12 protein-coding genes are annotated in these 14,667 nt (G+C 47.1%); 7 read left to right on the top strand and 5 right to left on the bottom strand.

Translation table 11 applies throughout. The features are described from left to right. Window positions 1-74 precede the first annotated feature (74 nt). The 3 genes from odhB to A1D16_RS13380 are packed head-to-tail and all read left to right on the top strand — an operon-like array spanning window position 75 to window position 3,363. Window positions 75-1,283 (top strand): 2-oxoglutarate dehydrogenase complex dihydrolipoyllysine-residue succinyltransferase, encoded by a 1,209-nt coding sequence (odhB, locus tag A1D16_RS13390; protein WP_290710280.1) that lies wholly within the window; start codon window positions 75-77, stop codon window positions 1,281-1,283. Further along, a complete protein-coding gene (locus tag A1D16_RS13385) occupies window positions 1,283-2,491 on the top strand; it encodes an Fmu (Sun) domain-containing protein (protein WP_290710278.1) in 1,209 nt (402 codons plus the stop codon). The genes odhB and A1D16_RS13385 overlap by 1 nt, the downstream gene beginning before the upstream one ends. 38 nt (window positions 2,492-2,529) lie before the next feature. Beyond that, window positions 2,530-3,363: an alpha/beta hydrolase family protein gene (locus A1D16_RS13380; protein WP_290710276.1), complete on the top strand. Its 834-nt coding sequence runs from the start codon at window positions 2,530-2,532 to the stop codon at window positions 3,361-3,363. 23 nt (window positions 3,364-3,386) lie between these two features. Here A1D16_RS13380 and A1D16_RS13375 read toward each other — a convergent pair whose 3' ends face one another. Both A1D16_RS13375 and mnmA read right to left on the bottom strand, forming a co-directional pair. Then, window positions 3,387-4,175 (bottom strand): hypothetical protein, encoded by a 789-nt coding sequence (locus A1D16_RS13375; protein ID WP_290710275.1) that lies wholly within the window; start codon window positions 4,173-4,175, stop codon window positions 3,387-3,389. A gap of 26 nt (window positions 4,176-4,201) precedes the next feature. Next, window positions 4,202-5,317, bottom strand: a complete 1,116-nt coding sequence (gene mnmA, locus A1D16_RS13370) for a tRNA 2-thiouridine(34) synthase MnmA (RefSeq protein ID WP_290710273.1) — start codon at window positions 5,315-5,317, stop codon at window positions 4,202-4,204. A gap of 109 nt (window positions 5,318-5,426) precedes the next feature. On the opposite strand from mnmA, the gene A1D16_RS13365 reads away from it, so the two are divergent. The 4 genes from A1D16_RS13365 (at window position 5,427) to A1D16_RS13350 (ending at window position 11,096) form a co-directional block, all read left to right on the top strand. After that, window positions 5,427-8,003: a M14 metallopeptidase family protein gene (locus tag A1D16_RS13365; RefSeq protein ID WP_290710272.1), complete on the top strand. Its 2,577-nt coding sequence runs from the start codon at window positions 5,427-5,429 to the stop codon at window positions 8,001-8,003. A 102-nt stretch (window positions 8,004-8,105) separates the two neighbouring features. Continuing rightward, window positions 8,106-8,528, top strand: a complete 423-nt coding sequence (gene ssb, locus A1D16_RS13360; RefSeq protein WP_290710270.1) for a single-stranded DNA-binding protein — start codon at window positions 8,106-8,108, stop codon at window positions 8,526-8,528. A gap of 67 nt (window positions 8,529-8,595) precedes the next feature. After that, window positions 8,596-9,684, top strand: a complete 1,089-nt coding sequence (locus tag A1D16_RS13355) for an Ldh family oxidoreductase (protein ID WP_290710268.1) — start codon at window positions 8,596-8,598, stop codon at window positions 9,682-9,684. A gap of 92 nt (window positions 9,685-9,776) precedes the next feature. Further along, entirely contained in the window at window positions 9,777-11,096 is a 1,320-nt protein-coding gene (locus A1D16_RS13350) for an aspartate kinase (RefSeq protein ID WP_290710266.1), read from the top strand. A 47-nt stretch (window positions 11,097-11,143) separates the two neighbouring features. Here the strand turns inward: A1D16_RS13350 and A1D16_RS13345 are convergent, their stop codons facing one another. From A1D16_RS13345 to A1D16_RS13335, 3 genes are all read right to left on the bottom strand, one after another. Beyond that, window positions 11,144-12,043 (bottom strand): alpha/beta hydrolase, encoded by a 900-nt coding sequence (locus tag A1D16_RS13345; RefSeq protein ID WP_290710264.1) that lies wholly within the window; start codon window positions 12,041-12,043, stop codon window positions 11,144-11,146. An 87-nt stretch (window positions 12,044-12,130) separates the two neighbouring features. Then, window positions 12,131-13,180, bottom strand: coding sequence for a tRNA preQ1(34) S-adenosylmethionine ribosyltransferase-isomerase QueA (queA, locus tag A1D16_RS13340; protein ID WP_290710262.1), 1,050 nt, complete (start codon window positions 13,178-13,180; stop codon window positions 12,131-12,133). Window positions 13,181-13,330: 150 nt separating this feature from the next. Next, window positions 13,331-14,667, bottom strand: a 1,337-nt coding sequence (locus A1D16_RS13335; RefSeq protein WP_290710260.1) for an ABC transporter ATP-binding protein, incomplete at its 5' end; no start/stop codon positions are given.

The following is a 14,667-nucleotide window of genomic DNA, read 5'->3' as shown; positions in this document are numbered from 1 at the left end:
CCGCCGATACCCCAACCGAAAAGGAAGCAGCCCCGGCACCGTCGGCTAAAGCTGTGGGTAAAGGCATAATTGAAATGAAAGTACCGACCGTAGGCGAATCAATTACGGAAGTAACCCTTGTAAAATGGTTGAAAAAAGAAGGAGACCTGGTTCAGCGCGATGAAGTGCTTTGTGAACTGGAAAGTGAAAAAGCAACCTTTGAACTGAATGCGGAAGAAGCCGGTCAGTTAAGCCCAAAAGCGAAAGAAGGAGAAGTGATCAAAATAGGAGATGTAGTTGCCTCCATTAATACGGATATAGCGGTACCGGTTGCCGGTACAGCTCCGAAAGAAGCAAGTGCTGCCAAAGAAACAGCAAAACCTGCAGCCGCCAATGCACCGGTAACGGCGGTTTCCAACGAGGTAAAAGCTACCCCGGTTGCTGCTGCCATCATTGCCGATAAAAAAATTGATCCGAAATCGGTAGCAGCCAGTGGAAGCGGTGGAAAGATCCTGAAAAATGATGTGCTGGAAGCGTTGAATAACCCGGGTCGTAAACCAGGCGCAGAACTCTTTACCAGGAACGAGAAAAAGGAGAAGATGAGTAATCTTCGTAAAACGATTTCCCGCCGTCTGGTAGAAGCAAAAAATACCACGGCCATGCTTACCACTTTTAATGAGGTGGATATGGGCCCGGTAATGAACCTGCGTACGCAATACAAAGACAAATTCAAGGAAAAACATGGTGTCAACCTCGGCTTCATGAGTTTCTTTACCAAGGCAGTATGCTTTGCTTTGCAGGAATGGCCTGCAGTGAACGCGTATATTGACGGTGATTCAATTGTTTACCACGATTACTGTGATATTTCTATAGCAGTTTCTGCCCCCAAAGGATTGGTGGTTCCGGTGATCCGGAATGCGGAAAGTATGGGTATGGCTGATATTGAAAAGAAAGTAGTGGAACTGGCAACCAAAGCAAGGGATAATAAACTTACCATCGACGAAATGACCGGCGGTACCTTCACCATCACCAATGGGGGGGTATTCGGTTCACTGATGAGTACCCCAATTATTAATATTCCTCAGTCAGCCATCCTGGGAATGCACAAAATCGAAGAGCGCCCCATGGCAATTAACGGCCAGGTGGTTATCAGACCCATGATGTACCTGGCGCTTAGTTACGACCATCGTATTATTGATGGCAGAGAATCGGTTGGATTTCTTGTAAGGGTGAAAGAGTTACTCGAAAAACCGGAGCAACTGCTCTTTGGTAAGGATCCGGTTAAGACCCTGCTTGAACTCTGATGTTTGCACGGGCACATGTAGGTATTGCCGTTCAACTGGTGCAGGCATACAAGGGAGAACTACCCTTTGTACATTATCTGAAAAACTATTTTAGTTCCCATAAAAAACATGGCTCGCGCGATCGTAAACAGATCGCGCAGCTTTGTTATTGCTGGTTCCGGCTGGGTAAATCATTGCATTGGTTGACTGCAGAAGAAAGGATGGTAGCAGCATTATTCCTGTGTTCCGCAGAACCCGGCACCTTGTTAAATGCGCTGCAACCCAATTGGAATTTAAGTACCTCGCTTTCAGTAGAGGAAAAACTGGCGATGGTAACTAACGACAAGGAGTATTCGAAGCAAGAGCTGGCTGCGGGTATATTTCCCTGGCAATCTGAACTAAGTGCAGGAATTGATCCGGTTTTGTTTGCCTGCTCACACCTGCAACAGCCCGATTTGTTTATTCGAGTGCGTCCGGCTTATGCACAACTGATTCCCAAAAAACTGGAACGTTCGGGCTGGGTCTTTAAACAGGAAGCGAAAGACCGGTTCAGGCTTCCGAATGGAACCCGGGTGGAAGAGCTCTTTGAATTGAACAAAGAACTGGTAATCCAGGACCTGAATTCGCAAGAGGCCGGCGCTGTGGTTGATCAGGTGCTTGATGCGCTGCGCCAGCAGGAGGAACTTAGGATATGGGACGCCTGTGCTGCCAGTGGGGGAAAATCAATACAGCTTTTCGATCGTTTACCCGGGGCAAAGCTAACTGTAACCGATATACGCCCTTCGATCCTGCAGAACCTGTACCAACGCTTTAAGCAGGCAGGCCTTTATTCCTATGAGGGATTTGTAGCCGATCTTTCCAAAAGCAGTAAAATCGGCGAACAATATGAACAGTTGCCGGAACAGGACCTGATCCTGGCTGATCTGCCCTGCAGTGGTAGCGGAACCTGGAGCCGAAACCCGGAGAACCTGTGCTTTTTTGATCCGGCTGCGATCGATGAATATGCGTCTCTTCAGAAAAAAATCCTTAAAAACCTTCTTCCCAAATTAAAGCCGGGTGCTTACCTGTTGTATATAACCTGTTCGGTTTTCCGGAAAGAAAATGAAGCGGTGATCCAATGGTTAAAAGAACAGGCAGGCCTGCAACCTCTTCAGGTAGCATTGCTCAACGGGTATGAGCAGAAAGCCGACAGCATGTTTGTTGCACTCCTGCGTCAATTACCCGGATAGAAACTTCTGGTTGATTGATTATTTTGTAGGTTTATGGAATGAATGTTCGAGTAATCTTCCTGTTTATTGGGCTGGTATTCATCCAGCAGTCAATCGGGTATGCCGCAACGGTTGATACAGTGCTGACCCGAAGTGCTTCCATGCAAAAAGATATTAAGGCAGTAATTGTAAAGCCGGCTAGCTATGACCGATCGCCGCAGCAACGGTTCCCGGTGGTTTACCTGCTACATGGCTACGGAGGAAATTTTTCCAGCTGGATCAAAGAGGCAGAACAGATCAAAGAGGAGGCCGATCGTTATAACATGCTGCTGGTTTGCCCGGATGGCGGGTTTGGCAGTTGGTATTGGGACAGCCCGGTTGATCCTGCATACCGCTACGAAACCTATGTTTCAAAAGAACTGGTAAATTGGGTGGATCAGCAGTATAAAACAATTGCATCGCCCCTGGGCAGGGCCATAACTGGCCTGAGTATGGGCGGGCATGGAGCGCTTTACCTGGCATTGCAACATAAAGATGTTTTTGGTGCAGCGGGAAGTATGAGTGGGGGAGTGGATATCCGTCCCTTTCCAAAAAAATGGGATATGGAGAAGCGGTTGGGGAAATATGCCGACCATAAAAACACCTGGGAAGAGCATACTGTCATTAACCTCCTGCACCTGGCTGAACCCGGAAAACCTGCCATACTGGTAGATTGTGGCACCGAAGATTTTTTTTATGAAGTAAACGAACGCCTGCACCAGGAATTATTGTACAGAAAAATTCAGCATGACTATACAACGCGGCCCGGGGCGCATAATTGGGACTACTGGAGCGTTGCTGTGCGTTATCAATTCCTGTTTATGCACCAGTTCTTTCAGAAGAAGCAGCCCTGAGTGCTATACGGGTATAACTAAAATTACTGGTGACTGATCATGCGCAGTTTAATACCGCCACCTTCGGTTTTTCCATAAGGGAAGGGTTGTGCGGGTGCGCCCAGGTTATCAAGCGTTCTGGCGGAATAGGTCCAATACCGCAGTTCCTTGTAAATAAGGCCGATGTTTTTGGCATATACTTCCACGCTGTAAGTGCGATAAGCATCCAGGTCAGGATCTTCCGGTTTTTCATTTTGAACACCCAGTGCTTCGTCGGCCTGTAATACGGTTAGGGTGTTTTCTATGGGTGTATCAAAGGGACTGAAGCTTTCGCCAATAGCGGAATAGCTGTACTCCCAGGCATCCAGGTAATCGAGTGGTCCGCCTGGAGTAGTATTGATATGCGTATTCCCCTTCCAAACCGTATTCTGGTCGATCGGGAAAATCAGTTTTTGAAAGCGCAGGTTGTTTTCAATTACTTCCACTCCTTTTCTGAGGGGCGTAATCATATAGGTCATATTAGGGGTCCAATCCTGTTCATTGGTACTGTTTACCGGGCGCAGGTAACGAAATACCCGCCAGCTGCTTCGGCCCAGGTTATCCGTTATTTCTGCATCTACCACATCTTTTGCCTGGTAGCTGATGGTTAAAAATGCCGTGTCGTTAAACGGTTTTTTTACAATGGAATCGAGCTGGTAAAGAATGGTCTTTCCTGGTTCCAGCGCCATATAATCGGAAGCATCCTCGTAATCAGGTTCGGCCGATTCTTTACCGCAGGAAACCAGCATGGTCAGACCTGCCAGTAAGAGCATACTTCCAATTCCTTTTTTCATAGCGATGTAACGATTTTCCTATTGGTTTATTGCCCGGTAAGATCAATAACCGGGCGTTGAATAATACCACCCCCGATCACATCATTTCCTTCATAGAACACAGCGCTTTGTCCGGGTGCAATGCCTTTTACTTCTTCAAAGAAACGAACTTCTACGCCGTTTGCTGTTGGGTGCAGGGTAGAAAGGGCGCCTTTATCCTTGTAACGGATTTTGGTGGTAGCTTCCATTGCCTCGCTGACCCCTTCGTACTTTATCCAGTTGATTTTATTTACCTGCATAACCGAACGGTTCAGGTCTTCTTCATCACCCAGCATTACCGTATTGGTTTCGGGAAAAATTCCGGTTACATACACGGGTTTGCCCAATGCAATATCCAGCCCTTTTCTTTGACCGATGGTATAAAACGGATACCCTTTGTGTTTGCCCAGTATCCTGCCCGATTTGTCGACAAACAGGCCTCCATCTACCCGTTCTTCCAGGCCGGTTACTTTCTTTTTAAGGAAGCCCCTGTAGTCGTTATCGGGTACAAAACAGATTTCATAGCTTTCTGCTTTTTTGGCCAGTTCCGGGTAACCAAAATCGTGGGCCATCTGGCGGATTTCGGTTTTGCGGAAATTGCCCAGGGGTAAAAGGGTTCTGCTCAGAAGATCCTGCTGCAATCCCCATAGCACATAACTCTGGTCCTTGGTTTCATCCAGCCCTTTGCTGATATAATAACGACCATTGCTATGCTGGTGAATATTTCCATAATGGCCGGTTGCAATGAATTCACAATCCAGGGCATCGGCCCGTTTAAGCAGGGCCCGCCATTTGATATGGGTATTGCACATAACGCAGGGATTGGGGGTGCGCCCGGCCAGGTATTCGTCCACGAAATTTTCGATCACAAAGTCGCCAAATTCCTCCCGGATATCCAATACGAAATGCGGAAACCCGTGTTGTACGGCAGCCATTCTGGCATCGTTGAAGGAATCCAGGTTACAACAACCCGTTTCTTTTTTACTGGTGCCGGAACTGGCATAATCCCAGGTTTTCATGGTAATGCCAACTACTTCATACCCCTGCTCGTGCAACATCAGTGCAGTTACGGTACTATCTATACCGCCACTCATCGCTACCAGCACTTTGCCTTTTCTGCTCATTTGCTCTGAATTGAATATACAAATATACGAACTTCCCAACCTTCCCCTCCTCCCTCCCCCCTTTCTGCTTTCCCCCTTTTCCCTATCTTCCCACTCAGATCAAACACATATGAAAAAAATTATATTCGTATTTTGGGTATTGGCCGGATTCGTTGGCCAGTCGCAGGAGCTTGCTTATTATCTGCCGGCTGCTCAAACCTATAATCCGGCAGTTCCGAAACCGGAAGCGGTAATCGGTCATAAAGTAGGAGAGTGGCATATTACACACGACCGGTTGGTACTGTATATGAAAGCACTGGCCGCAGCAGTGCCGGACCGTATTCAATTGCAGGTAATGGGTACCAGTTATGAAGCCCGGCAACAGGTATTGCTGACGATTACAAGCCCTGAAAATCACCGAAACCTGCCATCCATCCGGGAAGAACACCGGAAGCTTAGTGATCCCGGATTTACCGGTAATTTGACATATGAGCAAATGCCTGCCGTAGTTTACCAGGGCTTTTCCATTCATGGAAATGAGCCAAGTGGTGCTAATGCAGCGTTGTTGACGGCCTATCACCTGGCTGCAGCAACCGGACCAGCCATTGATTCTTTGCTGAAAGAAGTGGTTATTTTGCTGGATCCTTCCTTTAACCCAGACGGTCTTAATCGGTTTGCTACCTGGGCCAATATGCACCGCAGTGCAAATCTGGTTACAGACCCGGCATCGCGCGAGTTTAACGAGGTTTGGCCGGGCGGACGATACAATCATTATTGGTTCGACCTTAACCGCGATTGGCTGCCAGCCCAACACCGCGAAAGCCAGCACCGCTTAAAAATATACCAGCAATGGCGGCCTAATATTCTTACCGACCACCATGAAATGGGAACGGATGCTACCTTCTTTTTTCAGCCCGGCGAACCAAGCCGGGTAAATCCGCTGACACCTGTAAAAAACCAGGAACTTACCCAGGCCATTGCCAATTTTCATGCGAACTACCTCGATAAAATCGGTTCTCTGTATTATACCAAAGAAGGCTATGACGATTTTTATTATGGAAAAGGATCCACGTATCCGGATGCACAGGGATGTATCGGAATTTTATTTGAACAGGCCTCTTCACGGGGCCATGCGCAGCAAAGCATCAACGGCGTTTTGACGTTTCCTTTCACCATCCGAAACCAGTTCACCACTACCTTATCAACACTGGCTGCTGCCCGTGCTATGCGAATAGAGTTATTGCAGTACCAGCGATCTTTTTACCAGCAGATGGCAAAAGATGCCAAAGCGGCTGCGGTGAAGGGCTGGATATTCGGAAATGAAGCCGACGAAGCAAGAACAGGCATTTTTGTGGAAATGCTGCAGCGCCATGAAATTAATGTGGAACGGTTAGAGCAGGATATTGCTATAGGTAAAGAGAAGTTCAAAAAGGGCAGTAGCTACCTGGTGCGGACCGAACAACCCCAATACAAATTGATTCAAACTTTTTTTGAAAAGATTCCCACTTATAAGGATAGTTTGTTTTATGATATTACCGCCTGGACAATGACCATGGCAATGGGTTTGAAGAACAGTGCGCTAACTGCTGCACAGCTGGCTGCCGTAAAAGCAGCGCCGATTACTGCCTGGCAAAGTTCAAAAGGACAGCTATTGGCAGATTCTTCTGCCTATGCCTATGTATTTGAATGGAGTGAGTATTATGCGCCCAGGATGTTGAATAGTTTATTGAAACAGGGAGTCGTTATGCGGGTAGCTACCAAAACTTTTACAGCTACCGTCAACGGGCAACCGAAAAATTTCCCCTTGGGTTCACTACTGATACCGGTGCAGCTCCAAACAAAATCAAGCAGCGAATTGCTTTCCTTACTTAAAGAAGAAGCCCGTTTGAATGGCATTAATGTGGAAGGGATTTCAACCGGTATGTCGGTCGGGGGCGTTGATTTGGGAAGCCGTTCACTACAGCCTGTACTGTTGCCATCCATTGCGCTGCTGGTGGGAGCCGGGGTTAGTGCGCTGGATGCGGGGGAGGTCTGGCACCTATTGGATCAGCGATTTGCTATGCCTCCATCCATGCTGGAAGCCCCGGTTTTTAACCGGATCAATTTGTCGGGCTATACTACCATGGTGCTGGTAGGGGGTAGTTATTCAGCTTTCCAGACAGAAAAATTAAAAACCTGGGTACAGGCAGGCGGAACCCTTATTTTAACCGAGGATGCCATAGAATGGGCCAAACAAGCCGGGTTGGTAAAGCTGGAATTTAAAAAAACAGCACCGGTGCTGGATAGTTCAAAACAATATCCTTATGCACAACGTTCGGCAATCGTAGGAGCACAACAGGTAAGGGGCGCTATTTTACAGGCGCAGGCCGACCAGACACATCCTTTGGCCTATGGATACGAGCAGGATTTTATGTATTTGTTCAAACAGAATAATGTGTTTATGAAACTTCCTGCTAACCCGTTTGCCGCACCGATCCAATATGGTAGTCAGCCCCTGGCAAGCGGATTTATTACGCAGCAAAACCTGGATGTAATAAAAAAATCTGCGGCTGTGTTGGTGCAGACAAGTGGCAATGGCCGGATTATCTGTATCGGCGATAATCCCAATTTCAGGGCCTATTGGCTGGGAGGCAGTAAACTGTTTATGAACGCGGTCTTTTTCGGGCGATTAATTGAAGCCGGATCTGCTACTGCCGAAGAGGAGTAAAACAAAGTTATCAACAAGGGTTAAAGCACGGTTTTTTGGTGCGCATGGCTAGCGTATATTGCCGGTTCAAACTATTAATTACGTAGCTAAAATTGTTAAGTTATGATCAAGCTTCAGGTTATCGGAAATCTCGGTAGAGATTGCACCGTGAATAATGTAAACGGACGTTCTGTGATGAATTTTACCGTAGCGCATACGGAGCGGTATAGGGATGCACAGGGCAACCAGCAGGATAAAACGATTTGGGTGGATTGTGCGTATTGGTCAGATCGTACGGCAGTGGCTCCTTACCTGAAAAAAGGCACGCAGGTGTATGTGGAAGGAACGCCTGAAGTGCGGACCTATGCGAAAAATGATGGTTCAACCGGGGCATCTCTTTCTATGCGTGTGCTGAATGTTCAATTACTGGGTGCACGTCCGGAAAACCAGGGAGGGGGAGGATATGCACCAGCCGCTTCAACGGGGCAGCAGGGTAGTCCTGCACCGGTTAGCATGGACCATGGTGGAGATGATCTTCCTTTTTGATTGGTTAGGCAATTTTTATACTGGGTGCACCAAGTTCGGTGCACCTTTTTTATTGTTTCTTTGCAGCATGGCTGAAACATTGGTTCCATACGAAACCCTGGTCAGTTTTACCAGGCAATTATTTAGATCGATCGGTTGTTCGGAAGAAGATGCAGTAACAGCAACCACCGTATTATTAAGTGCTGATTTGAGAGGAATTGATTCTCATGGCATTGCTCGCTTAAGCGGATACATTCGTTTGTGGGAGGCCGGCAGGGTGAATGCACAACCTGCTATCCGTGTAATTCATGAAACACCCAGTACGGCAGTGGTGGATGGAGATAGCGGGCTGGGTTTGGTAGTGGCCCCTTTTGCCATGAAAATTGCCATGAAAAAAGCCGCCGAAGTAGGTACCGGCTGGGTAAGTGTACAAAACAGTAACCATTATGGCATCGCCGGCTGGCATGCAATGATGGCGTTGGAAGAGGAGATGATCGGTATCAGTATGACCAATGCCAGTGCATTGGTGGCGCCTACTTTTTCAACCGAACGCCTTTTAGGAACCAATCCGATTTGTGTGGCAATTCCGGCCGGTGAGGAACCCGCTTTTGTGGCAGATATGGCCACCACCACTGCGGCCAATGGTAAGCTTGAAATTCTGCAACGGAAAAACCTGGAAGCACCCCTCGGTTGGATCCAGGATGCGGCCGGAAATGCAACCACCGATGCACATGCATTGAAAACAGGCGGCGCATTACTGCCGTTGGGCGGCGACCGGGAACATGGAAGTCATAAAGGATATGCATTGGGCGCAATCGTAGATATTTTTTCAGCAGTGTTAAGTGGGGCCAATTATGGACCCTGGGTGCCGCCCTTTCCGGCTTATGTACCCATGCCTTCCGATATGCCCGGGAAAGGAATTGGTCATTTTTTCGGAGCTATGCGAATCGATGCTTTTCGTCCGGCTACAGATTTCAAAAAAGATATGGATCAATGGATCCGTCGATTCAGAGGAGCAAAAACCGTAGAAGGCGCAGCGGCTGTTCTGGTACCCGGTGATCCGGAGCGGGAGTTGGAAGCCCTTCGAAAAGCGGCAGGTATTCCTCTTTTAGACGCTGTAATGGATGATCTTCAATCACTGGCGCAAAAATTTTCAATTCCACTACGATTGGTGTAATTTTGCTGCCGCCTGATCAGAAATTGGGCGATTTTGTTTAATATTTTTTAAAGAACGGTTCTAGTTGACATCGTTCGCAAATTCAACTGTTGATGAAAGTAATGAAGTTCGGTGGTACCTCTGTTGGGAAACCGGAAAGAATGCACCAGGTGGCCCAGTTAATAACCAAAGACGGGGAAGCTAAAATTGTAGTACTGAGCGCCTTGAGCGGTACTACCAATACATTGGTTTCTATCGGCGATGCACTTTCAAAAGGCGACAAAGCAGGGGCCAAACAAATTGTCGACCAACTGGAAGCACACTATAAACAGTTTATACTCGATTTGCTGAAAAAAGAAGATACAAGAGCTAAAGCTACGGCACAGATCAGTGAGCATTTCGAGTTTCTGAATATTATCACGAAGATCTCTTTCAATGATGCGTTGAATAAAGATATCCTGGCGCAGGGAGAATTGATGAGCACGAAATTGTTTTCCGTTTACCTGGAGGAGCAGGGTATTGAGCATGCATTGTTGCCTGCGTTGGAGTTCATGAGTATTGATGCCAACGATGAGCCACAGGTAGGGATAATCCGCAAAAAGCTGAATGCCATCCTGGAATTACAGGCTTCCAAAAAACTATTTATAACCCAGGGGTATATATGTCGGAATGCCCGAGGTGAGGTCGACAATCTAAAAAGGGGGGGAAGTGATTATACCGCTTCTTTAGTAGCGGCGGCTACTAATAGTACGGTATGTGAGATATGGACCGATATTGACGGCATGCACAACAATGATCCGCGGGTGGTGAACAAAACGGTTCCTATTGAACAATTAAGTTTTGAAGAAGCGGCCGAGCTGGCATATTTCGGAGCAAAGATTCTACATCCTACCTGTATCTGGCCTGCGCAACAGGAGCGGGTTCCTGTAAAACTCCTGAATACCATGCAGCCGGAAGCTGCAGGAACAACCATTACGCAGGAAGCAGGATCGGTTGGCGTGAAAGCGATTGCGGCGAAGGATGGCATTATTGCTATTAAAATTAAGAGCAGCCGTATGTTATTGGCGTACGGATTCCTGCGGAAGATATTTGAAGTATTTGAAAAGTACCGGACACCGATTGATATGATTACTACTTCAGAAGTAGCGGTTTCGGTTACTATAGACAGTGATGTTTATCTCAAAGAAATTGTGAAGGAGTTGGAACCGTTTGGAACGGTTGAGGTAGATCGGGAGCAGAGTATTGTGTCTATTGTTGGTAATGAAATTGCGGAAACCAAGGATGTGTTGAGTCGTTTATTTGATTCCCTGAAGCAGGTGCCTGTTCGAATGGTAAGTTATGGGGGCAGCCGGCACAATGTATCTCTTTTGATTCCTTCTGCGTATAAGCAGCAAACACTGCAACTCCTTAATACGGGCTTGTTTGGATTGTAGACGTCAGACAGGTGTTAGAACAGAGTTCTAACACCTGTCTGACGCGTTTACCGTTTTTTCAGGATCAGGTCCTGGTCAAACATCCATTGGTATACGAATTTCATCCACTCCACATCGCTGGTAGGATTATTCATGCCAAATCCGTGTCCGCCTTTTTCGTAGGTGTACATATCATGTTTAACCTTCGCTTTCTCCAGCGCCTCCATTAATTTCAGGCTATTATCAAGCTTAACCGTACGATCGTCTTTCGCATGCACCAGGAAAACCGGCGGCGTTTTTTTGGTTACCTGGTTTTCCAGTGAAAAATACTTAACCTGTGCAGGGTCTGGCTCCTTGCCTAATAAAGCCTCCCGGCTTCCCTTATGCGCAAACTCATCTCCAAAACTAATCACCGGATAAACCAGGATGGAAAAATCTGGTCGTAAGGATGTTTTTAACGGGTTGCTGATATAAGCCTGGTCAAAATGAACCGTGGCTGAACCGGCCAGGTGTCCGCCTGCACTAAACCCCATAATTCCAATTTGCTTCGGATTCAATTGCCAGAGCTTGGCTTTTTCCCGAACAAACTGAATAGCCCGCTGAGCGTCCTGCAATGGCCCGATTGTTTTATTCTCCATGATTTCATCCGAGGGCAACCGGTATTTTAGGACGAATGCAGTAACGCCCCATTCATTGAATTTTTTTGCTACCTCCGCTCCCTCATGACCAGCCGCCAGCACCCGGTAACCGCCACCCGGACAAATAATCACCGCCGTTCCATTTGCCTTGGAAGCATCCGGTAAATAAACAGTAAGGGTGGGCTTGCTGACCCCGGAAATGATCAATCGGCCACTGCCATTGTTTTCTGTTTTTTCAACCAGGGTTCCCGGCCTGGAATTCGGAATAGAATCTGCCGGGTATAAATCAAATACATCCTGTGCGCACAGGCTTAAGCTTAGGGTTGTCATCAAAAAAAATAGGATGAACGCCTTCGATTGAATTGCTTTCATCCTATGAATATAAAAACAGAATATGAATTATTCCAAACCTATCTGTTAAATCACCAGCATCGCATCCCCATAACTGAAGAAACGATACTTGTCCTTAATAGCTTTTTTATAGGCTTCCATGGCCAGATCGTACCCCGCAAATGCACAGGTCATGATCAAAAGGCTGGTTTTGGGCAGGTGAAAATTGGTAACCAATGCATCGGCAATAGAAAACTCATAAGGTGGGTGGATAAAATGATTGGTCCAGCCTTCTGAAGGTTTCAATAATTTTTCTGCCGTAAAGGAAGACTCGATCGCACGCATGGTAGTAGTACCAATCGAACAGATCCGATGATTATTGGTTTTAGCCTTGTTCACGATCTGGCAGGCCATTTCATCTATTCGGTAATATTCCGCATCCATTTTATGCTTGGACAGGTCCTCCACTTCAATAGGGCGGAAGGTGCCAAGGCCGGTATGCAGCGTAACTTCCGCAAAACGCACCCCTTTGATCTCCAGGCGCTTAATTAATTCCCTGCTGAAATGCAGACCAGCGGTAGGAGCAGCAACCGCTCCCTCATGCTTGGCATATACCGTCTGGTACCGCTCTTTATCCTCCTCATCCGGCTTACGCTTGATGTACTTGGGAAGCGGGGTTTCTCCCAGAAACTCCAGCATTTGACGAAATTCCTCATCCGTACCTTCCCATAAAAAACGGATGGTACGTCCGCGGCTGGTAGTATTATCAATTACTTCTGCTACCAACTCGTCATTTTCTCCAAAATAAAGTTTGTTACCTACCCTGATTTTACGGGCCGGGTCTACAATTACATCCCAGAGGCGGTTGGGTTTATTCAATTCACGAAGCAAAAAAACTTCAATTTTTGCCCCTGTTTTTTCCTTGCGTCCATACATACGCGCCGGAAAAACTTTCGTATTGTTTACCACAAATACATCCTTGTCGTCAAAATAATCAAGAATATCGCGAAAAGTCTTGTTTTCGATATTACCGGTTTTGCGATGTACAACCATTAAACGGCTGTCTTCTCTTTTTTTCGCAGGGTTCTGGGCAATAAGGTTGAGGGGGAGATCGAACTTAAACTGTGATAACTTCATGTATAAAATGGTTTTACAACCATCAGCCACACGACACAAATCGAAATTCCGGGAGAGCTAGGTGTCTTGTACAACCCGGACTTACGGCTCCGGACTTGTTATCATGTTACGGCATGATGTTTAAATGGGTGCAAAGGTAGGATTTATTATTTACCTCGCAAAGTTCCCTTTTCCTGGAAGAGCATCCAGCAACCGGCGGGTGACGGGACTTGAAGGATTATTTATAACCTGCTCAGTATCACCTATTTCTACAATTTTACCACGGTCCATTACTACTATCCGGTCACTGATGTATTGCACCACGCCAAGGTCGTGGGTTATAAAAACAGCAGTAAAGCCATATACTGCTTTCAATTCATTGATCAGGTTCAAAACCTGGGCCTGTACACTTACATCCAACGCGCTTACACTTTCATCAAAAACAATGAATCGGGGTTCCAGCGCCAGGGCCCTTGCTATGCCAATCCGCTGTCGTTGTCCACCGCTGAAGGCATGCGGATACCGGTTATAATGTTCGGGCAGCAGGTGAACTCTTTCCAATAACTCGGTTACTTTTTCTATTTGCCGGCTGATGGGTAATGCTGGTTGATGTACGGCCAGTGTTTCCCGGATAGCTTCACCAATGGTGCGTCGGGGGTTGAGTGATCCATAGGGATCCTGAAATACCAGCTGTAGCTGCTTTCGCAGATCCCGCCATTCTTTTTTGGGTAATGCCGTCAGGTTTTTTCCTTCCAGCAGAACCGTACCGCCGGTAATCGGCACCAGTTGCAGTAAAGCCCGTCCCAAACTGGTTTTTCCGCAGCCCGATTCTCCCACGATCCCTAAGATTTCTCCTTTGTAAATGTCAAGAGAAAGCTCATCTACTGCTTTGGTAAAGGAAAGCGGCTTCCCGAATAGCGCTGTTTTTTTAGGATACCAGACTTTCAGTGAATTTATCTGTAACAGCACCTGCTGGTCGTTGGCTGAATTAACCGGTGAACGGTGTTGCAGCCCATTTTTTTCCGGGAAAGCAATGGAAGAACTGGTTAAAAAATCGTCCACTACCGGTAATACCTGCCCTTTTTTGTACAAGATGGGCCGGCAGGCCAGCAGGGCTTTTGTGTAGGGATGCGCGGGATTGGAAAATACTTCCTGGCAAGGTCCGGACTCAACAATTTCGCCCTTGTACAATACAATTACACGGTGTGCAAAATCACGAACAAGGCCCAGATCATGTGTAATGAACAGGAGGCCCATATTCGTTTGTGCCTGTAGGTTGGCGAGCAATTGTAATATGTTTTGCTGTACGGTTACATCCAGTGCGGTGGTTGGTTCATCTGCAATCAGGAGAGCAGGCGCACAGGAAATGGCCATGGCAATCATGACCCGCTGTTTTTGTCCTCCGCTTAACTGGTGGGGGTATTTTTTTACCAGTTCTTCCGGATCGGGCAGGCGTACTTTCCGAAACAGCTCAATGGTTTTTTTTCTTGCAGCCGACCTGCTACAGG

It is taken from the genome of Flavihumibacter sp. CACIAM 22H1, from assembly GCF_001601815.1.
Lineage (GTDB): Bacteria > Bacteroidota > Bacteroidia > Chitinophagales > Chitinophagaceae > Flavihumibacter.
This window is presented reverse-complemented; position numbering and strand designations above follow the sequence as displayed.